This window comes from Streptomyces violaceoruber (genome assembly GCF_033406955.1).
GTDB classification, from domain to species: domain Bacteria; phylum Actinomycetota; class Actinomycetes; order Streptomycetales; family Streptomycetaceae; genus Streptomyces; species Streptomyces violaceoruber.
The window spans coordinates 1,094,304-1,120,034 of sequence record NZ_CP137734.1 but is presented as its reverse complement, the minus strand read 5'-3'; the positions used below and the strand labels follow the sequence as shown (position 1 = coordinate 1,120,034).

Annotated in this window: 19 protein-coding genes and 1 pseudogene; 8 read left to right on the top strand and 12 right to left on the bottom strand. The window is 73.2% G+C overall.

The window, feature by feature from the left end; all coding sequences use genetic code 11:
- Position 1 precedes the first annotated feature (1 nt).
- Positions 2–1,312 (top strand): MDR family MFS transporter, encoded by a 1,311-nt coding sequence (locus R2E43_RS05205; RefSeq protein ID WP_106518072.1) that lies wholly within the window; start codon positions 2–4, stop codon positions 1,310–1,312.
- 2 nt (positions 1,313–1,314) lie between these two features.
- On the opposite strand, the gene R2E43_RS05200 is transcribed toward R2E43_RS05205, so the two are convergent.
- A complete protein-coding gene (locus R2E43_RS05200) occupies positions 1,315–2,109 on the bottom strand; it encodes a CDP-alcohol phosphatidyltransferase family protein (RefSeq protein WP_093457410.1) in 795 nt (264 codons plus the stop codon).
- A 109-nt stretch (positions 2,110–2,218) separates the two neighbouring features.
- Here R2E43_RS05200 and R2E43_RS05195 point away from each other — a divergent pair, with 109 nt between their 5' ends.
- The 5 genes and pseudogenes from R2E43_RS05195 to R2E43_RS05175 all read left to right on the top strand — a co-directional run.
- Positions 2,219–3,229 carry a zinc-dependent alcohol dehydrogenase gene (locus R2E43_RS05195; RefSeq protein WP_030871790.1) on the top strand — a complete coding sequence of 337 codons (1,011 nt, stop codon included), beginning with the start codon at positions 2,219–2,221 and terminating at the stop codon, positions 3,227–3,229.
- A gap of 114 nt (positions 3,230–3,343) precedes the next feature.
- Complete coding sequence (locus R2E43_RS05190; protein ID WP_011031076.1) at positions 3,344–3,742, top strand: 6-pyruvoyl trahydropterin synthase family protein; 399 nt, start codon at positions 3,344–3,346, stop codon at positions 3,740–3,742.
- A complete protein-coding gene (locus R2E43_RS05185; RefSeq protein WP_030871792.1) occupies positions 3,739–4,971 on the top strand; it encodes a glycosyltransferase family 4 protein in 1,233 nt (410 codons plus the stop codon). Before R2E43_RS05190 ends, R2E43_RS05185 begins: the two co-directional genes overlap by 4 nt.
- Before the next feature lie 674 nt (positions 4,972–5,645).
- Positions 5,646–6,665 (top strand): hypothetical protein, encoded by a 1,020-nt coding sequence (locus R2E43_RS05180; protein WP_234308204.1) that lies wholly within the window; start codon positions 5,646–5,648, stop codon positions 6,663–6,665.
- Positions 6,638–7,621 (top strand): annotated as a pseudogene (locus R2E43_RS05175) (lysylphosphatidylglycerol synthase transmembrane domain-containing protein); the annotation flags it as partial. The gene R2E43_RS05180 and the pseudogene R2E43_RS05175, both read left to right, overlap by 28 nt.
- Before the next feature lie 47 nt (positions 7,622–7,668).
- Here R2E43_RS05175 and R2E43_RS05170 read toward each other — a convergent pair.
- Positions 7,669–8,472 (bottom strand): creatininase family protein, encoded by an 804-nt coding sequence (locus tag R2E43_RS05170; RefSeq protein ID WP_016327815.1) that lies wholly within the window; start codon positions 8,470–8,472, stop codon positions 7,669–7,671.
- Between the two features lie 53 nt (positions 8,473–8,525).
- Between R2E43_RS05170 and ribA the strand changes: the two genes are divergently transcribed.
- Positions 8,526–9,191 carry a GTP cyclohydrolase II gene (gene ribA / locus R2E43_RS05165; protein ID WP_003972340.1) on the top strand — a complete coding sequence of 222 codons (666 nt, stop codon included), beginning with the start codon at positions 8,526–8,528 and terminating at the stop codon, positions 9,189–9,191.
- A gap of 30 nt (positions 9,192–9,221) precedes the next feature.
- Here ribA and R2E43_RS05160 read toward each other — a convergent pair whose 3' ends face one another.
- The 8 genes from R2E43_RS05160 to tkt all read right to left on the bottom strand — a co-directional run bounded on the left by R2E43_RS05160 (position 9,222) and on the right by tkt (position 20,678).
- On the bottom strand, positions 9,222–10,451 hold the full coding sequence (locus R2E43_RS05160; RefSeq protein ID WP_106518500.1) for a serine hydrolase domain-containing protein: 1,230 nt from the start codon (positions 10,449–10,451) through the stop codon (positions 9,222–9,224).
- Between the two features lie 91 nt (positions 10,452–10,542).
- A complete protein-coding gene (locus tag R2E43_RS05155; RefSeq protein ID WP_198653167.1) occupies positions 10,543–12,066 on the bottom strand; it encodes a membrane-associated oxidoreductase in 1,524 nt (507 codons plus the stop codon).
- A gap of 71 nt (positions 12,067–12,137) precedes the next feature.
- Entirely contained in the window at positions 12,138–13,019 is an 882-nt protein-coding gene (gnd, locus tag R2E43_RS05150; protein WP_003972337.1) for a phosphogluconate dehydrogenase (NAD(+)-dependent, decarboxylating), read from the bottom strand.
- A 1-nt stretch (position 13,020) separates the two neighbouring features.
- On the bottom strand, positions 13,021–14,673 hold the full coding sequence (gene pgi / locus R2E43_RS05145; protein ID WP_106518496.1) for a glucose-6-phosphate isomerase: 1,653 nt from the start codon (positions 14,671–14,673) through the stop codon (positions 13,021–13,023).
- Entirely contained in the window at positions 14,666–15,601 is a 936-nt protein-coding gene (opcA, locus tag R2E43_RS05140) for a glucose-6-phosphate dehydrogenase assembly protein OpcA (protein ID WP_003972335.1), read from the bottom strand. The genes pgi and opcA overlap by 8 nt, the downstream gene beginning before the upstream one ends.
- On the bottom strand, positions 15,598–17,376 hold the full coding sequence (zwf, locus tag R2E43_RS05135) for a glucose-6-phosphate dehydrogenase (RefSeq protein WP_011031084.1): 1,779 nt from the start codon (positions 17,374–17,376) through the stop codon (positions 15,598–15,600). The genes opcA and zwf overlap by 4 nt, the downstream gene beginning before the upstream one ends.
- A complete protein-coding gene (gene tal / locus R2E43_RS05130; protein ID WP_011031085.1) occupies positions 17,373–18,518 on the bottom strand; it encodes a transaldolase in 1,146 nt (381 codons plus the stop codon). The genes zwf and tal overlap by 4 nt, the downstream gene beginning before the upstream one ends.
- A gap of 63 nt (positions 18,519–18,581) precedes the next feature.
- The gene (gene tkt, locus R2E43_RS05125) at positions 18,582–20,678 is read right to left on the bottom strand and encodes a transketolase (RefSeq protein WP_030869605.1); all 2,097 of its coding nucleotides are present in this window, start codon (positions 20,676–20,678) and stop codon (positions 18,582–18,584) included.
- Between the two features lie 157 nt (positions 20,679–20,835).
- Between tkt and R2E43_RS05120 the strand changes: the two genes are divergently transcribed.
- Complete coding sequence (locus tag R2E43_RS05120) at positions 20,836–21,741, top strand: helix-turn-helix transcriptional regulator (RefSeq protein ID WP_003972331.1); 906 nt, start codon at positions 20,836–20,838, stop codon at positions 21,739–21,741.
- 79 nt (positions 21,742–21,820) lie between these two features.
- On the opposite strand, the gene R2E43_RS05115 is transcribed toward R2E43_RS05120, so the two are convergent.
- Together R2E43_RS05115 and R2E43_RS05110 are read right to left on the bottom strand one after the other, a co-directional pair.
- Positions 21,821–23,221, bottom strand: a complete 1,401-nt coding sequence (locus R2E43_RS05115) for a glycoside hydrolase family 16 protein (protein WP_332055953.1) — start codon at positions 23,219–23,221, stop codon at positions 21,821–21,823.
- A 302-nt stretch (positions 23,222–23,523) separates the two neighbouring features.
- The gene (locus R2E43_RS05110) at positions 23,524–25,641 is read right to left on the bottom strand and encodes an MMPL family transporter (RefSeq protein WP_003972329.1); all 2,118 of its coding nucleotides are present in this window, start codon (positions 25,639–25,641) and stop codon (positions 23,524–23,526) included.
- Positions 25,642–25,731 lie beyond the last annotated feature (90 nt).

Sequence of the window (25,731 nt, the reverse complement as noted above, 5' to 3'; positions counted from 1 at the left end):
CATGACCTCCACACCCGCCCCCGCCGGCGGGCGGGCCGGCCAGGTGCCCGGCCGTCGTACCGCCCCGTTCGCCACGCTCTCCCCGCTGCTCCGGCTGCTCATCCTCACCCAGCTCGCCTTCAACATCGGCTTCTTCGCCGTACTGCCCTTCCTCGCCGAGCATCTGGGGCAGTCCGTCGGCATGGCGGGGTGGCTGGTCGGGTTCGTGCTCGGGCTGCGGACCTTCAGCCAGCAGGGGCTGTTCGTGGTCGGCGGGGCGCTCGCCGACCGGTACGGCATCCGGCCCGTCGTGCTCGCCGGGTGCGTGCTGCGGATCGGCGGTTTCGCGTGGCTCGGTTTCGCCGAGCGGACCTGGGCCGTCGTGAGTGCCGTACTGCTGATCGGGTTCGCCGCCGCGCTCTTCTCACCGGCCGTCGAGTCCGAGGTCGCCCGGCAGGCCGTCGGGTGGGAGGAGGAAGGGGGCGGGGACCGGACGCGGGTGCTGGCGCTGTTCACCGTCGCCGGGCAGGCCGGTGCCTTCGTCGGGCCGCTGCTTGGAGCGCTGCTGCTCGCCGTCGACTTCCGTACGGCCTGCCTCGCCGGGGCCGGGGTCTTCGTGCTGGTCCTCGCCGGGCACGCGTGGCTGCTGCCGCAGCGCGTTCCCGGGCGGGCCCAGGTCCGGATGAAGGGCGGCGCCCGGCTCGTGCTGCGCAACCGGCGCTTCCTCGCGCTGTGCTGCGCCTACGGCGCCTACCTCCTCGCCTACAACCAGCTCTACCTGGCCCTGCCCGCCGAGGTGGAACGGGCCGCCGGTTCGCAGGCGCCGCTGGCGTGGCTGTTCGCGCTGTCGTCGCTGCTGGTGGTGACCGCGCAGTTGCCGGTGACCCGGTGGGCGGGGGAGCGGCTGGCGCGGCGCCGGTCGATGGTGACGGGGCTGGTGCTGATCGCCGTCGGGTTCGCCGTCGTCGGCCTCGCACGGCCCGCGGGGTGGACGGGGACGGGTGGGCTGCTGCCCGCCGCCGGGTTCGTCGTCCTGCTCACCCTCGGGCAGATGCTCGTCGCGCCCGTCGCCCGCGCCTGGGTGCCGGACCTCGCCGAGGACGGGCGGCTCGGGCTGTACACCGGGGCGCTGTCCTCGGTCTCCGGGCTGATCGTGCTGGCCGGCAGCTCCGCGACCGGCCTCCTGCTGGACACCGGCCTGCCGGTCGCCGTGCCATGGCTGGTGCTGGCCGCCGTACCGCTGGTGGCGGCGGCGACGCTGCCCCGGTGGCCGCACCGGGGCGCCGGAGCCACCGCACCAACCCCCTCCACGGCCGGGTCGGGTCGGTCCTGAGCTCACTGCGCGACGAGTTCCCGCACCGCCGTGACCGGCGCCGCGGGAACCCGGGACCGCCGCCACAGCCACCGCACGTCCCGCCCGAACGACCACACCAGCAGGCCCAGTGCCACCGCCACCACCCCGGCGTTCCCCGGGCGCGGCAGCAGCTCCGCACCCGCGAGGAGCAGCAGGACGCCCTGGAGCGCGGCCACCGTCTTGCGGGCCGTGCTCGGCGGCAGCGGGGCCGTCAGCCACGGCCACGCCCGGGCCGCGGCCACGAACACGTACCGCATGCCGCCGATCAGCAGCACCCACGGGCCCAGATCCAGCGCGACGTACACGCTGAGCACCAGGATCAGGAACGCGTCGACCTCCATGTCGAAGCGCGCGCCCAGCGGTGTCGACGTGCCGGTGCGGCGGGCGACCCTGCCGTCCACGCCGTCCAGGATCAGGGCCACGGCCGTCAGGCCGACGAGGAGGGAGAGGGGCGGCGCGCTGCGGAAGGAGTCCGCGACCAGGGCGGTGACCCCGCCGACCAGGGTGGCCCGGCCGAGGGTGACCCGGTTGGCCGGGCCGAACGACGGCAGCCGGGAGCGGTGCAGGGCCCGGGAGAGCACCGCCCAGCTCGCGAACGCGAACGCCAGGCCGGTCAGCCAGCCCGCCGTGCCCATGCCGATCGCGGTGCCGAGCAGCGCCAGGAGCAGGATCTGCGCGCCCGCGCCGACCGCCGTCTCCTGCTGAACGGACCTCGCGGGACAGGCGTCGTACGCGTCGTACCCGTCGTCCGTGTGGTTCAGGTTGATCAGGGCCACCGAACATCCTCCGGCCGTGTGACAGAGTCGATCAAGGCCGCTACCTTGTGCGCGGCTTGTGCATCCCTCGGTACGTGAGTGGCTTCCCGATCGTTCAGGAGGACTTCCGATGGCACGCATGGCACGTGCGTTCTGGCTCGAAGCGCCGGGGCGGGGCGCGATCCGCGAGGTGGAGCTGCCGGTACCGGGCGCGGACGAGGTGCTCGTGCGCGCCCTCTTCAGCGGGGTCAGCCGTGGCACCGAGACCCTCGTCTTCGGCGGGCGGGTGCCGGAGAACCAGTACACGGCGATGCGCGCGCCGTTCCAGGAGGGCGACTTCCCCGGGCCGGTGAAGTACGGCTACCTCGGCGTCGGCGTGGTGGAGGAGGGGCCGGAGCGGCTCGTCGGGCGCACCGTGTTCTGTCTCCACCCGCACCAGACCCGGTACGTCGTCCCCGCCGCGGCCGTGACGCCGGTACCGCCCTCGGTGCCCGCCGGGCGGGCCGTACTCGCCGGCACCGTCGAGACCGCCGTCAACGCCCTGTGGGACGCGGCGCCGCTGATCGGCGACCGGGTCAGCGTGGTCGGCGGAGGCATGGTCGGCTGCTCGGTCGCCGCCCTGCTGGCCCGATTCCCGGGCGTGCGCGTGGAGTTGGTCGACGCCGACCCGGCCCGGGCGGAGGTCGCCGAGGCGCTCGGTGCCGGATTCGCGTCCCCGGACGACGCCGCGGGTGATCGAGACCTCGTCGTGCACGCCAGCGCGACGGAAGCCGGGCTCGCCCGGTCGCTGGAACTGCTGCGGCCCGAGGGCACCGTCGTCGAACTGAGCTGGTACGGCGACCGGCGCGTCGCCCTGCCGCTGGGCGAGGCCTTCCACTCCCGGCGCCTGACCCTGCGCGGCAGCCAGGTCGGCACCGTCTCCCCGGCCCGCGCCACCACCCGCACCTACGCCGACCGGCTCGCCCTCGCCCTCGAACTGCTCGCCGACCCGGCGCTCGACGCGCTCGTCACCGGTGAATCCGCCTTCGCCGAACTGCCGGAGCTGATGCCGCGGCTGGCCTCCGGCGCGCTCCCCGCCCTGTGCCACCGGATCCGCTACGACGAGGAGGACACCGGCACGGACGCCCGCAGCGGCGCCTGACCTTGCGGGAAGACGTACGGATCACTGAACAGGGGAAGGCATCCAGCCGTAATAGACGGCACCCGCGCAGCGATCGGCGGGGGATCAGACGCGCCACACCTGGAGGGTCGTCCGTTGTTCAGCATCACCGTCCGCGATCACATCATGATCGCCCACAGCTTCCGCGGCGACGTCTTCGGGCCCGCGCAACGCCTGCACGGAGCGACGTTCCTGGTGGACGCCACCTTCCGGCGCGAGCAGCTGGACGAGGACAACATCGTCGTCGACATCGGTCTGGCCACCCAGGAGCTGGGTGCCGTCGTGGGGGCACTGAACTACCGCAACCTCGACAACGAACCCGACTTCGCCGGCGTCAACACCTCCACGGAGTTCCTGGCCAAGGTCATCGCCGACCGGCTCGCCGAGCGCGTGCACAAGGGCGCGCTCGGCGAGGGCGCCAGGGGCCTGGCCGGGCTCACCGTCACCCTGCACGAGTCGCACGTCGCCTGGGCGAGTTACGAGCGTGCGCTGTGACCGGCACGACCGCCGCGGGGCGGACCCGGCTCGCCCACGTCCCCGCCCAGCTGCCGGGGACGGCCCAGGCCCAGGCCCAGGCCCCGGCCTCGATCCCGGTCCCGGTCCCTAGGAACGGGGGGATCGTCCCCATGTCCCTGCGAGCGGTGCACTTCGTCATGCCGGGCGGCGTCGACGACCCGGCCGCGCCCAGTGGCGGCAACGCCTACGACCGGCGGGTACGGCTCGACCTGCCCGGCTTCGGCTGGCGGGTGCGGGGGCTGCCCGTGCCAGGCGACTGGCCCCGGCCGGACGACGCGGCCCGCGCGGAACTCGCCCGCGTCCTGCGGCGGTTGCCGGACGGCGCGGTCGTCCTCCTCGACGGTCTGGTGGCCTGCGGGGTGCCGGAGGTCGTCGTCCCGGAGGCCGAACGGCTGCGCATGGCCGTCCTCGTCCATCTCCCGCTCGGCGACGAGACCGGCCTCGACCCCGCCGTGGCGGCCGGACTGGACGCCCGCGAGCGCACGGTGCTGCGTGCCGTCCCGGCCGTCGTCGCCACCAGCGACTGGGCGGTGCGCCGCCTCGTCTCCCACCACGGCCTCGACCCGGGCCGGGTCCACGTCGCCGCTCCCGGCGCCGACATCGCGCCCCTCGCGCCCGGCACCGACGGCGTCTCGAAGCTGGTCTGCGTCGCCGCGGTCACCCCGCGCAAGGGCCAGCACCGGCTGGTGGAGGCGCTGGCGGCCGTGTCCGACCTGCCGTGGAGCTGCGTGTGCGTCGGCGGGCTCGCACAGGACCCGGAGTACGCCGACCGGCTGCGGTCGCTGATCGCGCGGCACGGTCTCCAGGAGCGGCTGGTGCTCGCCGGACCGCGGGCCGGCGCCGACCTGGACGCCACCTACGCCGCCGCCGACCTGATGGTCCTCACCTCGTACGCCGAGACGTACGGCATGGCGGTGACCGAGGCCCTCGCCCGCGGCATCCCCGTGCTGGCCACGGACGTCGGCGGCCTGCCGGAGGCGGTCGGACGCGCGCCCGACGGGGGCGTGCCCGGCATCCTCGTCCCGCCGGAGGACCCCGTCGCCCTCGCCGCGGAGCTGCGCGGCTGGTTCGGCGAGCCGGACGTACGACGGCGGCTCAAGGCCGCCGCCCGTGGTCGCCGCGCCGCCCTGAACGGCTGGGCGAGCACGGCCCAGAGCCTGGCCGGCGTACTGCACCGGCTGCCGGGCGAACCGAGGAGGGCCGCATGAACACGAGCAGGCCCGCCCCACCGACCGAACGCACCGTCCCGTCACCGGCCGAGAGCGCCGTCCCGGCATCGACGGAGAGCGCCGTGCTGGCACTGACCGAGAGCGCCGTCCTGGCACGGACCGAACGCGCCGCCCCGTCACGGACCGAACGCGCCGTCCCGTCACCGGCCGAGAGCGCCGTCCCGGCATCGACGGAGAGCGCCGTCCTGGCACCGACGGAGAGCGCCGTCCTGGCACCGACCGAACGCGCCGCCCCGTCACGGACCGATAGCGCCGTCCCGGCACCGACCGATAGCGCCGTCCCGGCACGGACCGGAGGCGCCGTCGCGGCACCGGCCGAAAGCGTCGGTCCGTCACCGGCCGGAGGCACCGGTCCGGTCCGGCTCGGCCCCCCGGACGCCACCGGTTCCCGGATCGCCGTCGTCCCCGTCTCGGGCCCGGCCCGCTCGGACGCCGGACGCCCTGTGGAGCGGCCCGCCTCCGGCCTCGGGGGCGGCCCGGGCGAGGGCTGGACGGTCCCGTCCGCCGACCGACTCGAGGGCGGAGCCGCCCGTCCCGCGACGCAGCGGCCGGGCGATGCCGACGAGCGGACGGAGGACCGCGCCGAGCAGCCCTCCGCCGGGCCGGTCGCCGAGGGGCAGGGGCCGTTCGGCGCCGGGCGGTCCTCTGCCGGGCTGGCCGCCGACGGTACAGGGCGGTCTGCCGCCGGGGGGTTCTCCGACGGGCCGGTCGCCGACGGGCAGGGGCGGTTCGGCGCCGGGCGGCCCTCCGCCGGGTCGGTCGCCGACGGCCTCGAGCAGTCCTCCGGCGAGCGTGCCACCGTCCGTCTGCGCGGAGCGCCGGTGCGCGAGCACCCCGCGGAGCCCCCGCGCTACGCCCCCGAGTGGCTGCGGCTGCGCGAGCCCGCCGATGCCGCCGCGCGGGCGCACGACCTGCTTGACCCGCTGCGGATCAGGCTCGCCGGCCTGCCGGGGCGGGCGGACGGACTGGTGGTGCACGACCTGGGCTGCGGCACCGGGTCGATGGGGCGCTGGCTGGCCCCGCTGCTCGACGGTGCCCAGCACTGGGTGCTGCACGACCGCGACCCCTACCTCCTGCACTTCGCGGCCGCCGGCGCCCCGCACACCGCCGCCGACGGCAGCCGGGTCACCGTCGAGACGCGGCGCGGGGATCTCGCCCACCTCACCCCGGACGCCCTGAACGGCGCCGGGTTGGTGACGGCGTCCGCGCTGCTCGACGTCCTCACCACCGAGGAGGTCGGCAAGCTCGCCGCTGCCTGTACGGCGGCCGGCTGCCCGGCGCTGCTGACCCTCTCCGTCGCCGGACGCGTCGACCTCACCCCGGGCCACCCCCTGGACACCGAGATCACCGAGGCGTTCAACGACCACCAGCGGCGCACCGGCATGCTCGGTCCGGACGCCGTCACCGTCGCCACCGAGGCCTTCGCCGGGCACGGCGCCACCGTACGGGCCCAGCCCAGTGACTGGCGGCTGGGACCCGGCGAGGCCGGACTCACCGCCCAGTGGCTGCGGGGCTGGGTCGGTGCGGCCGTCGAACAGCGTCCGGAACTGCGGGCGCGGGCGGACCGGTACCTGGAGGAGCGCCTCGCGGCCTGCGCGGCCGGGGAGTTGCGTGTCGTCGTCCACCACACCGACCTGCTGGCGCTGTGCCGGCCGACGGGCGGGGCCCCGTGAGCGCACCGACGCTGCCGACGGTGTCGACCGTACCGGCGGCGGTACTGCCGACGCCGGTGCGCCCGCACGCCCCGACCGGCGTCGCGGCTCCCCGCCGCCGCGCCCTGCGCGCCCACCTCGGCACGCTCGCCGGCACCGCCGTCCTCGCCGTGCTCCTGTGGCGGCTGGGGACCGGCGCCTTCCTGGACGGGCTGCGCCGGATCGACGGGCCCGCCGTGCTGGCGGCCCTCGGGATCGGACTGGTCACCACGGTGTTCAGTGCCTGGCGTTGGGCCCTGGTCGCCCGCGGGCTGCGCATCCGGCTGCCGCTCGCGGCGGCGGTCGCCGACTACTACCGCGCCCTGTTCCTCAACGCGGCCCTGCCCGGCGGCGTCCTCGGCGACGTGCACCGCGCGGTGCGGCACGGGCGGAGCACCGGGGACCTGCGGCGGGGTGTGCGGGCCGTCGTCCTCGAACGGGTCGCCGGGCAGCTCGCGTTGATCGGGGCCGGGGCGGGCGTACTGCTCACGATGCCGTCCCCGGTGCGCGCCGAGGTACGCCACCTGGCCCCCCTCGTGGCCCTGGCCCTGGCCGGCGCGCTCGCCGTCGTCCTCGCCCTGCGCTGGAACCGGGCCCCCGCACGCCGGGGCCGGGCCGTGCGGACGGCGCTGGGTGAGGCACGGCACGGGCTGCTGTCCCGGCGGAACCTGCCGGGCATCGCCCTCTCCTCCGCCATCGTGCTCGCCGGACACCTCACGATGTTCGTGCTCGCCGCCCGGGTCGCCGGCAGCGCGGCCTCCGTCGCCGTGCTGACGCCGTTGGCCGTGCTGGCGCTGCTCGCCATGGGGCTGCCGCTGAACGTCGGCGGCTGGGGTCCCCGGGAGGGCGTCACCGCGTGGGCGTTCGGCGCGGCGGGGCTCGGCGCGGGCACCGGGCTGGGCGTGGCGGTGGTGTACGGCGTGCTCAGCCTCGTGGCGAGCCTGCCCGGCGTCGTCGTCCTCGTCGGACGCCGGTACGCCGCGCGCTACCCGCGCTCGCCGTCGGAGCCGTCGGAGGCCTCGGAGTCGTCGGAGCCCTCGGACGTGGACGGCGTCCCCGCCGTCTCGGCCGTCAGCAGTGCGACATATTCCCCGAAGGAATCCGCCAGGCTTTCCAGCAGTTCCTTCCCCTTTTCCGCCGATCCCAGTGAAGGACGCCCGATGACACCGGAATCGGTGTAGGCGGACATACCGAGGGAGAGCAGATGACGCCGGTCGTCCGCGACGAAATCGGCGGCCTCGTAACCGGGCCTGACCAATTCGGGATGCTTGTGCAGAAGAATGGAGGTCTCGATTTCCCCCGCGTGCATGTCGGTGAGCAGCGAGGTGACCACCCCCGCCCGCCGACGCGCCGTCTCCCAGTCCTCCGCGGCCGGGAACAGCGCCATCCGCTCACCGCGTGCCGAGGACTCCTGAACGACGTTGCCCAGCACGTAGTTGCCGCCGTGCCCGTTGACCACGACCAGTGCCCCGACGCCCGAGCGGCGCAGGGAGTCCGCTATGTCGCGCACCACCGCGTGCAGGGTCACGGCGGAGATGCTGACGGTCCCCGGCCAGTCCGCGTGCTCGTGCGAGCAGCCGATCGTCACCGGCGGCAGCAGGTGCACCGGGTACGCGTCGGCCACCGCCCGGGCGACGGCACAGGCGACGAGGGTGTCGGTCGCCAGCGGCAGATACGGGCCGTGCTGCTCGAAACTCCCGACCGGCAGCACCGCGACCTGTCGCGGAAGTCCCGAGCCCCGTTCGCGCACATCGTCGCTCGTGTCCGCCGGCACCAGTGAAACATCCATTCCGGCACGGCCTTTCATCTCGGTTGAGCAAACTGTTGAGGAACGCGAGAATCATGACAGAAAAAATCGGTGTACTCGGCAAGAAGACGACCCAGCGCACGGACGTGGAGCGGATCGTGGTGACGCCGCTTCCCACCGTGTACGGGGAATTCCGGGCGTTCGGCTATTTCGACCACGAACGCGGCGACGAGCAAGTGGCCCTCGTGCACGGCGACCTCGGCGCCGAAGACGTGCTCACCCGGCTCCACTCGGAATGCCTGACCGGCGACGCCTTCGGCTCCCAGCACTGCGAGTGCGGCGCCCAACTCGCCAGCGCACTCCGGCAGGTGGCCGACGCGGGCAGCGGCGTCGTGGTCTACCTGCGCGGGCACGAGGGGCGCGGCATCGGCCTGCTCGCCAAACTGCGCGCGATGGCGTTGCAGGCGGAGGGCCTGGACACGGTGGAGGCGAACCTCGCCCTCGGCCTGCCGGTGGACGCCCGGGACTACGGCGTCGCCGCGCGAATCCTCGACGACCTCGGGGTGCGGTCGGTGCGGCTGATGTCCAACAACCCGCGCAAGCGCGAGGCGTTGGTGCGGTACGGCATCCGGGTCGCCGAGCAGGTGCCGCTGCTGATACCGCCGTGCGAGTCGAACATCACCTACCTGCGCACCAAGCGGGAGCGGCTCGACCACCACCTGCCGCACCTGGACGCCGCGATGGCGCACGTCTCGTCCTGACCGCGAGGAGTCGGACACCGCCGGGCCGGATCAGTCCGTGAGGGCCTCGTGCACGAGCCGCTTCAGGTCCGGGTAGACCGCGTGCGAGGACCTCGGCCGCACCTGGGTCATGAACTGCACCGTCAGATCACGGCCCGGGTCGACCCAGAAGGTGGTCGTCGCCACCCCGCTCCAGCCGTAGGTGCCGAGCCCGGAGGGCGAGCGCGTGCGGCTCGGGTCGGTCACCACGGAGACGCCGAGACCGAAGCCGACGCCGTCGTTGCCCGGTTCGTCGTGCGCCGGGCGGCTGCCGAAGGACCGCAGGTCGGCGTCGCCCGGAAGGTGGTTGCGGGTCATCAGGTCCACCGTCGCCGGGGCGAGCAGCCGGACCCCGTCGAGTTCGCCGCGGCGCCGCAGCAGTTCCGCGAACCGGTGCACGTCGTAGGCGGAAGAGGCGAGGCCGCCGCTGCCCGACAGGAACCGCGGCCGGCCCCGCAGCGGCAGCCCGGGCACCGGCGCGATGCCGCCGTCCTCCGTCTCGCCGTACAGCTCGGCCAGGCGGCCCGCCTGCGCGTCGGTGACGTGGAACCCGGTGTCCGTCATACCGAGCGGTCCGAAGATCCGCTCGGCGCAGAACACGTCGAGGGGCTGCCCGGACACCACTTCCACCAGCCGCCCCAGTACGTTGCTGGCCACGGAGTAGTTCCACTCGGTGCCCGGATCGAACTGCAGGGGCAGGCTCGCGTACAGGTCCACCGTCTCGGCCAGGTCGGCACCCGGCCGCACCGAGGACTCCACCCCGGCCGCCCGGTACAGCGCGTCCACGGGGTGGGTGCGGTAGAAGCCGAACGTCAGCCCCGCGGTGTGGGTCATCAGGTGCCGGACCCGCACCGGACCGGTGGCGGGGCGGGTGACGACGTTCTCGCCGGTCCCGCCGACGTACACCCGCGGCTCGGCGAAGGCCGGCAGGTACCGGTCGACGGGGTCGTCCAGCGCCAGCCGGCCCTCTTCCACCAGGGTCAGCACCGCCACGGACGTGACGGGCTTGGTCATGGAGTAGATCCGCCACAGCGTGTCGGCCGTCACCGGGAGTCCGGCCGCGACGTCCCGCAGTCCGTGCACGGTCAGATGGGCGACGCGGCCGCCGCGCGCGACGGCCACCAGGAACCCGGGCAGCCGGCCCTCGTCGACCTGCCGGGCGAAGTGCAGGTCGAGCCGGGCCAGCGCCCCGGGGTCCAGCCCGGCCGCGCCCGCCTCGACCTCCTGCCGCAGGGGTGGCATCGCCATCGCTCTCCTTGATCGTTCGTTCGGGACGCGTCCGGCATACCCCGTACCCGCCCGCTCCGAACTCCCGGCCCCTTTACGGAGATCCTCACTGGCGGCTGACGGTGCGGGTCAGGCCGGTGATCACCGTCGTGGCCAGGATCCAGCCGGTGATGACCAGGACGTAGGAGAGCGTCTGATAGCCGCCCTGGGGCGAGAACGCGCTCTCCTGACCGAAGGAGATCACCGGCAGCAGCAGGTCCAGCGTGTAGAAGACCGGGTTGAAGCCGGGGGCCTCCTGCGGCTTGAGCGGCGGCGGGTGGTGCAGCCCGTAGACGACCGAGCCGACCGCGAGCAGCGACAGCAGCCAGCCGCCCGCACGCAGCGGACGGAAGCCGTACCCGACCGCGATGTCCTGGAGGTGCCCCCACAGGCGGCCGTACCAGGGCAGGGTGCGCCGGCGCCGCCGCTGCTTGGCGAGCTGTACGAGGCGGGCCGCGTCGTCGTCACCGATGCGCCGGTAGGCGGCGGTCAGCTGCTCGTAGGTGAAGGGGAGGTAGCTGTCGCCCTTCTCCAGCATCGGCAGCCGACGCTCGGCGGGTTCGTGCGGGATGAGCGACGTGTACGTGAGGTCGTTGAGCTGGACCCAGGCAGGCACCACCTCAGGTTGGAGGAACAGCACGTCCACCTGGGCGCGGCGCAGGTTGAGCGCCCCCTGCACCGCCGGGCCCTCCCGCAGCCAGAGTTCGCCGATCACGCAACTGCTGGCACGCAGTGCGGTGTTCCCGGCGTTGGCCAGCCGGGCGTGCGACAGGTCCAGCCGGCCGGGTATCCGGGCACCGCGCAGCTCCAGCCGGCCCCGGACGTCCGCGCGCCGCAGCAGCACGTCGGCCTCGGTGGCGAGCGTCTCGGCGTGGACGGCGGTGCCGCCGGGCCGGTCCAGCACCGCGTCGTTGAGGTTGACCGTGCCGGCCACCCGGGCGCCGGTGAGCCGGACCTCGCCAGCCGTGCGCAGCCCCGGCGCCCACAGGTCGGCGCCGAGCACCGCCTGGTTCAGCTGGAGCACCGGCCCCTCGGTGTCCGGCGCCTCGATGCGGGTGCTCTCCAGGTACAGGCTGCCGGTGACCTCCGCCCCCGCGAGCCGCACCGTACCGCTGAACCGGGCCCGGGTCAGCCGCAGTACGCCCTCCACCCGGACCGCGTGCGAGATCAGCCCGGGCAGCACGGACTCGCTCAGGTTCAGCTCGCGCAGCCGGGCCCCGTAGAACCTCGGGGCCTCGTCGAAGTGGCAGTTCCGCAGCCGCACGGGGTGGTCGACCGTCGCGTACTGCACATCCAACCGCCCGGTGACACGGGCACCGGCCAGGCTGAGCGCCGCCACCCGGCCGTCCTCCCGTGGGCCGTCCAGGAGCAGGGACCGCAGCACGCTCGCGCGCACGGTCCGCTCGGGCCCCCAGGTATCGCCGCGAGCGGGGTCGTCGGAGTCCGCGCCGGAAGGGTCCGCGCCGCCGGAAGGGTCCGTGGCGGACGAGCCCGGGGCGGGAGGGTGCGTGGCACGGAAGTCCACGTCGGTGCCCGAGGCGAACGCCCGCCAAAGACGGGACTCGGCCGGTGTCAGGTCGTTGATCTCCATCAGGGAGGGACTCTGACCCGAACCGGCCGAGCACGTCAACGCGCTTTCCGGACCGCCCACTTCCCGGGCGGCTACTTCTTGGCCGACTCCACGGCGTGGCCACCGAACTGGTTGCGCAGCGCGGCGACCATCTTCATCTGCGGCGAGTCCTCCTGGCGGGACGCGAACCGCGCGAAGAGGGAGGCCGTGATCGCGGGCAGCGGCACGGCGTTGTCGATCGCCGCCTCCACGGTCCAGCGGCCCTCGCCCGAGTCGTCGGCGTAGCCGCGCAGCTTCTCCAGGTGGTGGTCGTCGTCGAGGGCGTTGACGGCCAGGTCCAGGAGCCAGGACCGGATGACGGTGCCCTCCTGCCAGGAGCGGAAGACCTCGCGGACGTTGTCCACGGAGTCGACCTTCTCCAGCAGCTCCCAGCCCTCGGCGTAGGCCTGCATCATGGCGTACTCGATGCCGTTGTGGACCATCTTGGAGAAGTGCCCGGCGCCGACCTTGCCCGCGTGGACGTAGCCGTAGGGGCCGTCGGGCTTGAGTGCGTCGAAGACCGGCTTCAGGTCGTCGACGGTCTCCTTGTCGCCGCCGACCATCAGGGCATAGCCGTTCTTCAGTCCCCACACGCCGCCCGAGACGCCCGCGTCGACGAAGTTGATGCCGCGCTTGCCCAGTTCCTCGGCGTGCTTCTCGTCGTCCGTCCAGCGGGAGTTGCCGCCGTCGATGACGGTGTCACCGGGCTTGAGCAGCGTCGCCAGCTGGTCGATGACGTGCTGGGTGGCGCCGCCGGCCGGGACCATCACCCAGACCGCGCGCGGCCGCTCCAGCCGGTCCACCAGCTCGACCAGGCTGTCGACGTCGGCCCGGTCGGGATTGGTGTCGTATCCGACGACGGTGTGGCCGGCGTTGCGCAGTCGCTCGCGCATGTTGCCGCCCATCTTGCCGAGACCCACAAGACCGATCTGCATGTCAGTGCACTTCCTTCAGTTCACGGTAGGCGGCCACCAGCGCGGCCGTGGACGGATCGAGGCCGGGCACGTCCGCGCCCTCGGTGAGGGCCGGTTCGACGCGCTTGGCGAGCACCTTGCCGAGTTCGACGCCCCACTGGTCGAAGGAGTCGATGTTCCAGATCGCGCCCTGGACGAAGACCTTGTGCTCGTACAGGGCGATGAGCTGGCCGAGGACGGAGGGGGTCAGTTCGGCGGCCAGGACGGTCGTGGTGGGGTGGTTGCCGCGGAAGGTCTTGTGCGGGACCAGTTCCTCGGGCACTCCCTCGGCGCGTACCTCGTCCGGGGTCTTGCCGAAGGCGAGGGCCTGGGTCTGGGCGAAGAAGTTGGCCATCAGCAGGTCGTGCTGGGCCTTCAGCTCCTCGCTCAGCTCGTCCACGGGCCGGGCGAAGCCGATGAAGTCCGCCGGGATCAGCTTCGTACCCTGGTGGATCAACTGGTAGTAGGCGTGCTGCCCGTTGGTGCCCGGCGTGCCCCACACCACCGGCCCGGTCTGCCACTGCACGGGCTTGCCCTCGCGGTCGACGGACTTGCCGTTGGACTCCATGTCCAGCTGCTGGAGGTACGCGGTGAACTTCGACAGGTAGTGCGAGTACGGCAGTACCGCGTGTGACTGCGCACCCAGGAAGTCGCCGTACCAGACGCCCAGCAGGCCGAGGAGCAGCGGCGCGTTGGCCGGGGCCTCGGCGTTGCGGAAGTGCTCGTCGACGATGCGGAAGCCGTCGAGCATCTCCCGGAAGCGGTCCGGGCCGATGGCGATCATCAGGGAGAGGCCGATGGCCGAGTCGAAGGAGTAGCGGCCGCCGACCCAGTCCCAGAACTCGAACATGTTGGCCGTGTCGATGCCGAAGTCCGCGACCTTCTCGGCGTTGGTCGACAGGGCCACGAAGTGCTTCGCGACCGCCTTCTCGTCACCCCCGAGGCCGGCCAGCAGCCACGAGCGGGCGGAGGTGGCGTTGGTGATCGTCTCGATGGTGGTGAAGGTCTTGGAGGCGATGATGAACAGCGTCTCGGCCGGGTCCAGGTCCCGGACCGCCTCGTGCAGGTCGGCGCCGTCCACGTTGGACACGAAGCGGAGGGTGAGGGAGCGGTCGGTGAAGGCCCGCAGGGCCTCGTAGGCCATCGCCGGACCGAGGTCGGAGCCGCCGATGCCGATGTTGACGACGTTCCTGATGCGCCTGCCGGTGTGGCCGGTCCACTCGCCGGAGCGGACCCGGTCGGCGAAGCCGGCCATCTTGTCCAGCACGGCGTGCACCTTGGGGACGACGTTCTCGCCGTCGACCTCGATCACCGCGTCCCGCGGCGCCCGCAGCGCGGTGTGCAGGACCGCCCGGTCCTCGGTGATGTTGATGCGCTCACCGCGGAACATCGCGTCGCGCAGCCCGGACACGCCGGTCGCGGCGGCCAGCTCCTGGAGCAGGGCCAGCGTCTCGTCGGTGACCAGGTGCTTCGAGTAGTCGATGCGCAGGTCTCCCACGCGCACGACGTAGCGCTCCGCCCGCCCGGGGTCCTGGGCGAACAGCTCGCGCAGGTCCGGGTGGGGCAGCGTGCCCTTGGCGTGGTCCGCGAGCGCGGTCCACTCGGGCCGCTGGTTGAGCTTCGGGGTGTCAGACATGGACAGGGGTCTCCTTGCCGGCCTTGCCGCGCAGGGCGACGGCGTACATCTCGTCGGCGTCGAGGCGCCTGAGCTCCTCGGCGATGAGTTCGGAGGTGGGGCGCACCTTCAGGGCGACGGAGCGCGAGGGCTGACCCGGCAGGGTCATCGTGGCGAGCGGGCCCTCCGGCCGGTCGACGACGATCTCGCCGTTCGCCGTGCCGAGGCGGACCGCCGTCACCACCGGGCCGTCGGTGACCACGCGGTCCACGCGGACACCGAGGCGGGCCTCCATCCAGCGGGCCAGCAGCTCGGCGGCCGGGTTGTCCGCCTCGGCCTCCACGACCGCGGAGGTCACCGGTACCCGGGCCTGGTCCAGGGCCGCGGCGAGCATCGAGCGCCACAGCGTCAGCCGGGTCCAGGCCAGGTCGGTGTCGCCGGGCGCGTAGGCGCGGACCCGGCGCTCCAGGACCTCCATCGGCCTCTCGACCGTGTAGAGGTCGGTGATCCGGCGCTGGGCCAGCGCGCCCAGCGGGTCCTTCGCGGGGTTGTCCGGCGCCTCGACCGGCCACCACACGACGACCGGCGCGTCCGGCAGCAGCAGCGGCAGCACCACCGAGTCGGCGTGCTCGGACACCTCGCCGTACGTGCGCAGGACGACCGTCTCGCCGGTCCCGGCCTCGGAGCCGACCCGGACCTCGGCGTCGAGGTGCGAGCGGGTGCGGTCGCGCAGATTGCGGGGGTGGCGCTTGATGACGACGAGGGTGCGCGAGGGGTGCTCGTGCGAGGCCTCCTCGGCGGCCTTGGTCGCGTCGTAGGCGTTCTCCTCGTCCGTGACGATGACCAGCGTGAGCACCATGCCCACGGCCGGGGTGCCGATGGCCCGGCGGCCCTGCACCAGCGCCTTGTTGATCTTGCTTGCCGTGGTGTCGGTCAGGTCGATCCTCATGGCCTGCGCCAGCTCCGTCCGTCTCGTGCGAGCATCTCGTCCGCTTCCCGCGGTCCCCAGCCGCCCGACGCGTACTGCGCGGGCTTGTCGTGCGAGGCCCAGTACTCCTCGATCGGGTCGAGGATCCGCCAGGACTCTTCCACCTCCTGGTGGCGCGGGAACAGGTTGGCGTCACCCAGAAGGACGTCCAGGATCAGCCGTTCGTACGCCTCCGGGCTGGACTCGGTGAAGGACTCGCCGTACGCGAAGTCCATCGACACGTCCCGGATCTCCATCGACGTGCCCGGCACCTTGGAGCCGAAGCGCACCGTCATGCCCTCGTCGGGCTGGACGCGGATGACGATGGCGTTCTCGCCCAGCTCCTCCGTCGCCGTGGAGTCGAAGGGGGAGTGCGGGGCCCGCTGGAAGACGACCGCGATCTCGGTGACCCGGCGGCCCAGGCGCTTGCCGGTGCGCAGGTAGAAGGGCACCCCGGCCCAGCGGCGGTTGTCGATGCCGAGCTTGATCGCCGCGTAGGTGTCGGTGGTGGAGGCCGGGTCGATGCCCTCCTCCTCCAGGTAGCCGGGCACCTGCGCGCCGCCCTGCCAGCCGCCCGCGTACTGCCCGCGCACGGTGTGCTCGCCCAGGTCGTCGGGCAGCCGCACCGCCCGCAGCACCTTCAGCTTCTCGGTGAGCAGCGACCGCGCGTCGAAGGCGGCCGGCTCCTCCATGGCGGTCAGCGCCATCAGCTGGAGCAGATGGTTCTGGATGACGTCGCGGGCGGCGCCGATGCCGTCGTAGTAGCCCGCCCGGCCGCCGATGCCGATGTCCTCGGCCATCGTGATCTGCACGTGGTCCACGTAGGACCGGTTCCAGATCGGCTCGTACATCTGGTTGGCGAAGCGCAGCGCCAGGATGTTCTGGACCGTCTCCTTGCCCAGGTAGTGGTCGATGCGGAAGACCTGCTCCGGGTCGAACACCTCGTGCACCAGCGCGTTCAGGTCGCGGGCGCTGTCCAGGTCGTGGCCGAACGGCTTCTCGATCACCGCACGGCGCCAGGAGCCCGCGGGCGCGTCGGTCAGCCCGTGCTTCTTGAGCTGCTGGACGACCTTCGGGAAGAACTTCGGCGGCACGGAGAGGTAGAAGGCGTAGTTGCCGCTGGTGCCGCGGGACGCGTCCAGCTCCTCGACGGCCTTGCGCAGCTGTTCGAACGCGTTGTCGTCGTCGAAGTCGCCGGGGATGAAGCGCATGCCCTCGGAGAGCTGCTGCCAGACCTCCTCGCGGAACGGCGTGCGCGCGTGCTCCCTGACCGCGTCGTGCACGACCTCGGCGAAGTCCTGGTCCTCCCAGTCCCGGCGGGCGAAGCCGACCAGCGAGAAGCCGGGCGGCAGCAGGCCGCGGTTGGCCAGGTCGTACACGGCGGGCATCAGCTTCTTGCGGGACAGGTCGCCGGTGACGCCGAAGATGACCAGCCCGGACGGGCCCGCGATGCGGGGGAGACGGCGGTCCTGGGGATCGCGCAGCGGGTTGCTCCAGTCGAGCGGTGCCACCGGCTCGACGCCCTCCCCGGCCGCGCCCTTGCCCTTCGCCTCCTTGGCGGCGCGGTTCGTCGCGGACTTCTTCGCGCCGCGGGGAGCCTTCGCCCGGCCGGACGCCTTCGCCGCCTCGGCGGCGCGGGCCTCCTCGGCCTCCTCCGCGTGCAGCGGCCCCGCCGCCTCCTGGGCCGTCCGGGTCTCCTTGGCTTCCTTCGTCGCCTTGGTCTCCTGGGGCGCCCCAGCGGGAAGCTCCTCGCTCATTCCCCGTCAACTCCCTTGCTGTCGAGGGACTTCGTCACGGCGGCGAGCAGCTCCTGCCAGGCCGCCTCGAACTTCGCCACGCCCTCCTGCTCCAACTGCTCCACCACCTCGTCGTACGACACGCCGAGCCGCTCCACGGCCGCGAGATCGGCGCGGGCCTGGGCGTACCCGCCGGTGACCGTGTCGCCCCGTACGTCGCCGTGATCGGCGGCGGCGTCCAGGGTGGCCTCCGGCATCGTGTTCACGGTGCCGGGGGCGACCAGCTCCTCCACGTACAGGGTGTCCCGGAATGCCGGGTCCTTCACACCGGTGGACGCCCACAGGGGGCGCTGGGCGTTCGCGCGGGCCCCCGCGAGGGCGGTGAAGCGGTCGCCCGCGAAGACGTTCTCGTACGCCTCGTAGGCCAGTCGTGCGTTGGCCAGTGCCGCCCGGCCGCGCAGGCCGAGCGCCTCTTCGGTGCCCAGCAGGGACAGGCGCTTGTCGATCTCGCTGTCGACGCGGGAGACGAAGAAGGACGCGACCGAGTGGATGCCGGCCAGGTCGATCCCGGCCGCCTGCGCCTTCTCCAGGCCGGCGAGGTAGGCGTCCATGACCTCGCGGTAGCGCTCCAGGGAGAAGATCAGCGTGACGTTCACACTGATGCCGGCGCCGATGACCTCGGTGATGGCCGGGAGACCGGCCTTCGTCGCCGGGATCTTGATCATCACGTTGGGACGGTCGACCAGCCAGGACAGCTGGCGGGCCTCGGCGACCGTCGCCGCCGTGTCGTGGGCCAGGCGCGGGTCGACCTCGATGGAGACGCGGCCGTCGCGCCCGCCGGAGGCGTCGTACACCCCGCGCAGCACGTCGGCGGCGGCGCGGACATCGGCGGTGGTCATCATGCGCACCGCCTCGTCGACGGTGACGCCCCGGGTCGCCAGGTCGGCGAGCTGCTCCTCGTAGCCCTCGCCGGAGCCTATGGCGGCCTGGAAGATCGACGGGTTGGTGGTGACTCCGACGACGTTCTTCGTCCTGATCAGCTCGGCGAGGTTGCCGGACTCGATCCGCCGCCGCGACAGGTCGTCGAGCCAGACGGACACGCCCTGGTCGGCCAGGCGCTGCAGTGCTCCCGCGGTGGCGGTTGCTTCGGTCACAGTGATCATCTTCTCTTTCTGCCCTCGGATCGAGGTCGAAACGGGTCCGGACCGGGATGGGATCCGGTGGGGTCAGCCGCGGGCGGCGGCCAGGGAGTCCCGGGCGGCGGCGGCCACGTGCCCGGCGGTGAAGCCGAACTCGCTGAACAGGGTCTTCGCGTCGGCGGAGGCGCCGAAGTGCTCCAGGGAGACGATGCGGCCCGCGTCCCCGACGAACCGGTGCCAGGTCAGGCCGATCCCGGCCTCCACGGCCACCCGGGCCCGCACGGACGGCGGCAGCACGCTCTCGCGGTACGCGCGGGGCTGCTCCTCGAACCACTCCACGGACGGCATCGACACCACGCGCGTGGCGGTGCCCTCGGCCTCGAGCGTCTCCCGCGCGGCCATCGCGAGCTGCACCTCGGAGCCGGTGGCGATCAGGACGACGTCCGGGGCGCCGGTGGACGCGTCGGCGAGGACGTACCCGCCGCGCGCCGCGTCCGGGTTCGGCGCGTAGGTCGGTACGCCCTGGCGGGTGAGGGCGAGGCCGTGCGGCGCCGGGTGGGTGGAGTGGCGGCGCAGGATCTCGGCCCACACGGTCGCGGTCTCGTTGGCGTCGGCGGGGCGGACGACGTTGAGGCCGGGGATCGCGCGCAGCGAGGCCAGGTGTTCGACCGGCTGGTGGGTGGGCCCGTCCTCACCGAGGCCGATGGAGTCGTGCGTCCACACGTACGTCACCGGCAGCTGCATCAGCGCGGACATGCGCACCGCGTTGCGCATGTAGTCGGAGAAGACCAGGAAGGTGCCGCCGTAGATCCGGGTGTTGCCGTGCAGGGCGATGCCGTTCATCTCCGCGGCCATGGAGAACTCGCGGATGCCGAAGTGCACGGTGCGGCCGTACGGGTCGGCGCCGGGGAGCGGGTTGCCCCCGGGCAGGAAGGACGACGTCTTGTCGATCGTCGTGTTGTTCGAGCCGGCCAGGTCTGCGGAGCCGCCCCACAGTTCGGGCAGCACCGGGCCGAGCGCCTGGAGGACCTTGCCGGACGCGGCCCGGGTGGCGACCGCCTTGCCGGTCTCGAACACCGGCAGGGCGTCCTCCCAGCCCTCGGGCAGCCGGCCCGCGACCACGCGGTCGAACAGCGCCGCGCGCTCGGGGGCGGCGTCGCGCCAGGCGGCGATCCGCTTGTCCCAGGCGGCGTGCGCCTCGGCGCCCCGGTCCAGGGCCCGGCGGGTGTGGGCGAGGACCTCGTCGGCGACCTCGAAGGACCGCTCCGGGTCGAAGCCGAGGACGCGCTTGGTGGCGGCGATCTCGTCCGCGCCGAGGGCGGAGCCGTGGGAGGCCTCGGTGTTCTGGGCGTTCGGGGCGGGCCAGGCGATGATCGTGCGCATGGCGATGATGGAGGGGCGGCCGGTCTCGGCCTTCGCCGCCGTCAGCGCCGCGTGCAGCGCGCGCACGTCCACGTCGCCGCTCTCGGCGGGCTCGACGCGCTGTGTGTGCCAGCCGTACGCCTCGTAGCGCTTCAGCACGTCCTCGGAGAACGCGGTCACGGTGTCGCCCTCGATCGAGATGTGGTTGTCGTCGTAGAGGAAGACCAGATTGCCGAGCTTTTGGTGACCGGCGAGCGACGACGCCTCCGCGGAGACGCCCTCCTGGAGGTCGCCGTCGCTGACGATCGCCCAGATGGTGTGGTCGAAGGGCGACTCGCCCTCGGGGGCCCCGGGGTCGAACAGGCCGCGCTCGTAGCGGGCCGCCATCGCCATGCCCACCGCGTTGGCCACACCCTGGCCCAGCGGCCCCGTGGTGGTCTCCACGCCGGCCGTGTGCCCGTACTCGGGGTGGCCCGGCGTCCTGGAGCCGTGCGTGCGGAAGGCCTTGAGGTCGTCCAGCTCCACCTCGTACCCGGCGAGGAAGAGCTGGGTGTAGAGGGTCAGCGAGGTGTGGCCGGGGGAGAGGACGAAGCGGTCACGGCCGGTCCACTCGGGATCGGCGGGGTCGTGCCGCATCACCTTCTGAAAGATCGTGTAGGCGGCCGGGGCGAGGGCCATGGCCGTACCCGGGTGACCGTTGCCCACCTTCTGCACGGCGTCGGCCGCCAGGATCCGGGCGGTGTCCACGGCACGCCGGTCGAGTTCGGTCCATTCGAAGCGGTCCGCGCCGTCCACTGTCTGCTTGCTCGACTGCGTGCTCATCTTCAAGAAATCCTCGATCGGAGCGAAGTAGCTGGTCTGACGCGTTCAAACTTAAAAGTCTGACTTTTGAGAGTGAAGGTCGTGGTGTGTCAGCCTGTGGTGAAACTGGGACATGCCCCGGCCGCGGGGCACACGGGCGGGACGGTACGAGGCGGACATGGCGGACGAAAGAAGCCAAGACGGCGGCGACGGGATCAGAACGTTCCCCTTCCCGGTCGATCTCAGCCTCCTCGGAGTGGGCATGCAGGTCGGTCCCATGGGCGCCGGCCGCACCTGGCACGCGCAGGCGCCGCTGCACCGCGTGCACCGCATCGACTTCCACATCGTCATGCTCTTCACCGGCGGACCGGTCCGTCACATGATCGACTTCGCCGAGTACGAGGCGTCGGCCGGCGACCTGCTGTGGATCCGTCCCGGCCAGGTCCACCGCTTCGCGCCGGAGGGCGAGTACCGCGGAACGGTGCTCACCATGCAGCCCGGCTTCCTGCCCCGCGCCACCGTGGAGGCCACCGGCCTCTACCGCTACGACCTGCCGCCCCTGCTCCACCCCGACGAGGCGCGGCTCGCCGGACTGACGGCGGCGCTCGAGCAGTTGCGGCGCGAGTACGAGGACGCGACCACGCTCCCGCTGAGCCTGCACACGGCCGTACTGCGGCACACGCTCTCCGCGTTCCTGCTGCGCCTCGCCCACCTCGCGGCCGGTTCCGCGAGGGCGGCGCGTCAGGGGCGGGCGGAGGCGCCGGGGGACAGCACCTTCGTCCTCTTCCGGGACGCGGTCGAGCGGGGCTTCGCCACCAACCACAGCGTCAGCGCCTACGCCGACGCGCTCGGCTACTCCCGCCGCACCCTGGTGCGCGCGGTGCGCGCCGCCACCGGTGAGACGCCCAAGGGTTTCATCGACAAGCGCGTCGTCCTGGAGGCCAAGCGGCTGCTCGCCCACACCGAGATGCCGATCGGGCGGGTCGGCGCGGCGGTCGGTTTCCCGGACGCGGCGAACTTCTCCAAGTTCTTCCAGCAGCACACCGACCAGACGCCGGCCGCCTTCCGGGCGGAGCTGCGCTGAGCAACGCCGCACGGCGCGACGAAGGGGCCCCACGGTGCGTGGGGCCCCTTCGCCTCTCCTGCGGGGGGTCGGTCGCCGCTCAGTGGCCGAAGCCGAACCAGTTCACGTTGACGAAGTCGGCGCTCTGGCCGCTGGTGAAGGTCAGGTAGACGTCGTGGGTGCCGGTCACCGAAGCGATGTTCGCCGGGATCGTCCGCCACGACTGCCAGCCGCCCGTGTTGCCCACGGCGAAGCTGCCGACCGGCGTGCTGGTACGGCTGTCCAGGCGCACCTCGACCAGACCGCTGACGCCGGCTGCGGCACCGCTCGCCACCCGCGCCTTGAACTGGGTCGCCGCGCTCGAACCGAACTCGACGCCCTTGTGCTGCACCCAGTCGCCGTTCGCGAGGGCGCCGAGATTGCTGCCGCCGCCCGAGTCCGAGGTGCCCTCGGTCATCGTGCCGGACTGGGCGTCGTACGACTCCGCCTCGATGGCGCCGTACGCGTCGCGGTCACCCCCGGTCGGGGGCGGCGTGGTACCGCTCCCACCGGCCGACAGCACCTGGACGTAGTCCACGAGCATGGAGTGGCCGGGCTGGGTGCCGCCGTCCGGGCCGCCGCCGAAGGCGTCCGGGAAGCCGCCGCCCATGGCGACGTTCAGGATGATGAAGTAGCCGTGGTTGGTGGCGTTCGCCCAGGTCGTCGCGTCGACCTGGTTGGCGCGGACGGTGTGGAAGTTGTTGCCGTCGACGGAGAAGCGGATCTCCTCGACGCTCGTCGAGCGGTCCCACTCCACCCGGTAGGTGTGGAAGCCCGCCTGGCAGGTGGCGCCGGGACACGGGGTGTTGCCGCCGATGCCGCTGGTCTCGTTGCAGGGGCCGCCGGGCGAGGTGCCGCAGTGCAGCGTGGACCAGACCGTGTTGAGGCCCTGGGTGTTCTCCATGATGTCGATCTCGCCGACACCGGGCCAGTTCCAGTAGTTGCCGCGGTAGGGCGCGCCGAGCATCCAGAACGCCGGCCAGTAGCCCTTGGCGGCGGCCCCGGTGACGTTCGGGACCTGGATACGGGCCTCCACGCGCAGCTTGCCCCCGGCCGGGGGCTCGAAGTCGGCGCGCTTGGTCTCGATGCGGCCCGAGGTCCAGTTGCCGGCGCCGTCGCGCTGCGGGGTGATGCGCAGGTTGCCGCCGCCGTCCAGTGAGACGTTGCTCGGGGACGACGTCATCGTCTCGATCTCGCCGGTACCCCAGTTGGCCGGGCCGCCGGGGTACGAGGTGCCGGTGTCGTACTGCCAGTTCGCGGTGTTCACACCGGAGCCGGCCGCGCCGTCGAAGTCGTCGGCGAAGACCTGCGTCCAGCCGGACGGGGGCGGCGGAACGGCCGCGCCCGCCGACGGGCCCGTGACGGTCGCCGCCGCCGCGGCCAGGCCGAGCGTGCCGACGACGGCCACCAGCGCCCGGCGCAGCGGCCGGCGTCTGGGCGGGTTGCCGGATGTCTGACTCATGTGGGGGTCGCCTCTCGATGCGGGAGTGGGAAGCGCTACGCCCCGAGCGCGCTCCGCGGGGAGACTTCTGAGAGCGCTCTCAGAGTGCGGCCAATGTGCTCCGGGACGCCGCCGCCGTCAAGAGGTGAAGCCGAGAAAGTCCTTGCGGGGCCGGGGAGTTCAGCCCGTGAACGTCGTGAACGTCACGAAAGCGCCGGGTGGGACGGACGTGCCCCGACCGTGGTTCCTCCCCACCCCCGTCGGGGAGGAACCACGGACCGGCCGGGCCGCGCGCCCGGCGTTTCGGTGGCGCGCCCGGCGTCTCAGCGCGCCGCGGGCTGCGGCGGGGCCGGAGCGGGGCCGGGGGCCTCCTCGCGCACCCCGAACCTCTCGTGCGCCCGGCGCAGCGGCTTCGGAGCCCACCAGGCGTGACGGCCCAGCAGCGCCATCGTGGCCGGCACCAGCAGCATCCGGACGACGGTGGCGTCGATCAGCACCGCCAGGGTCAGGCCGAGCCCGATCTGCAGGATCGGCGAGAAGCCGCCCGTCATGAAGGCGCCGAACACCACCGCGAGGAGCAGCGCGGCGCAGGTCACCACCCGGCCGGACCGGCGCAGGCCGGTCACCACGGCCTCCCGGTCGTCGCCGGTCCGCTCCCGGGCCTCGCGCATCCGGGCCAGGATGAACAACTCGTAGTCCATGGCCAGTCCGAAGGCGATGGCGATGATCAGCGGTGGCGCCGTCAGGCTCAGCGCGCCCAGCCCCTCGGCGCCGATCGGCCCGGCCAGATGACCGTCCTGGAACACCCAGACCACCGCACCGAGCGCGGCCCCGAGGCTGAGCAGCGTCGTCGCGACGGTGCGCAGCGGCAGCAGCACCGACCCGGTGAACGCGAACAGCAGCACGAAGATCCCCGTCAGTACGGTCAGCGCCGCCCAGGGCGCCCGGTCGGCGAGCATCTGCCGGAAGTCGACCAGTTGGGCGGCGCTGCCGGTGACCTGGACGGGCGCGTCGCCGCGCAGTTCCCGTACCCGTTCGACCAGTTCGGTGGCCGCCGGACCGTCGGCCGCTCCGCCCGCCGGCAGTTCGAGCACGGTGGTGCCGCCGGGCAGGTCACGGACGGTGGTGCCCCCAGCGATCGCGCCGATCCGGTCGGCCGTCGCGGTGTCGGTGCCGGGCCGCAGGACCACCGTGACAGGTGAGACGCCGGTGCCCGGCGGGAAGTGCGCCTCGATCGCGTCGTACAACTGCCGTGCCTCGGTGCTCTTCGGCAGCTGCCGCGCGTCCCCGAGGTTGATGGACATGCCGGTGACGGGCAGCGCCACGACCAGCAGCGCCGGGACGGCCACTGCCAGGACGGCCACCCGCCGCCGGGCGGCGAAGCGGGCGAGGCGGGCGAAGAGCCGCCCCTCCTCCTCCGGCCGCGCCTTCGCCGGGGGGATCCGGCCGCCGAACCGGGTCAGCAGCGCGGGCAGCAGCGTCAGCGCCGCCAGCATGTCGACGACGACCACCGCGGCCACCGCGAGCCCCATGCTGCGCAGGAACGTGCTCGGGAAGACCAGCAGCCCGGCCAGGCTCACGGCCACCGTCAGTCCGGAGAACAGCACGGTCCGCCCGGCCGCCGCCACCGTGCGGTGCACGGCCTCCACCACGTCCGGGATGTGCCGCCGCTCCTCGCGGAAGCGGACCAGCATCAGCAGGGCGTAGTCCACGGCGAGGCCGAGCCCCAGCATCGTCGTGACCTGGATCGCGTACACGGAGATGTCGGTGACATGGCTGAAGCCGAACAGCGCCAGGAACGCGCCCGCGATCCCCGCGACCGCCACCAGCAGCGGCAGCCCGGCCGCACGCAGCCCCCCGAACACGACGAGCAGCAGGACCAGCACGACCGGCAGCGAGATCAACTCCGCGTTCTTCACGTCCTCCTGGGCACGCTCGCCGAGCTGCTGTCCCAGCAGCGGCCCGCCGCTGACGTGGACCCCGGACACCGCGCTCCCGTCGATCCCGTGCAGCCGGTCGGCCGCGTCGTCCACCGCCGCCTCCTCGGCGTCGTCGTCGAGACCGCCCTCCAGGGTGACGGAGACGACCAGGGCCCGTCCGTCCTCGGCGACCGTGCCGGGCGTGGCGTACGGGTCGGGGACCTCGGCGACGCCCGCGACCTCCCGCAGGTCGGCCACGGCCCGCCGCACCTCGGCCCGTACCGCGGGGTCCGTGACGGCGGCGGCCTCGACCACGCCGGTGATCGAGTCGCCCGCCGGATCGAGGCCGTCCAGGTGTTCGGCGGCGACCTGCGACTCGGTGCCCGGGACGTCGGGCACGTCGTCGGAGAGCCTCCCGAAGACGCCCGTGCCGAGGCCGAAGCCGAGCAGCAGGAACAGGCCCCACAGGAGCATCACGGTCAAAGGGCGGCGGGTCGCCGCCCGGGCGAGTGTGGACAGCACGGTCCCTCCCGGCGATCGGACTCGGTCTGATGTCGTCGCCACCAGAGTCGGGGCCGCCGGGGGTCCGCCGGATCGCCGGAGAGAGCGGTT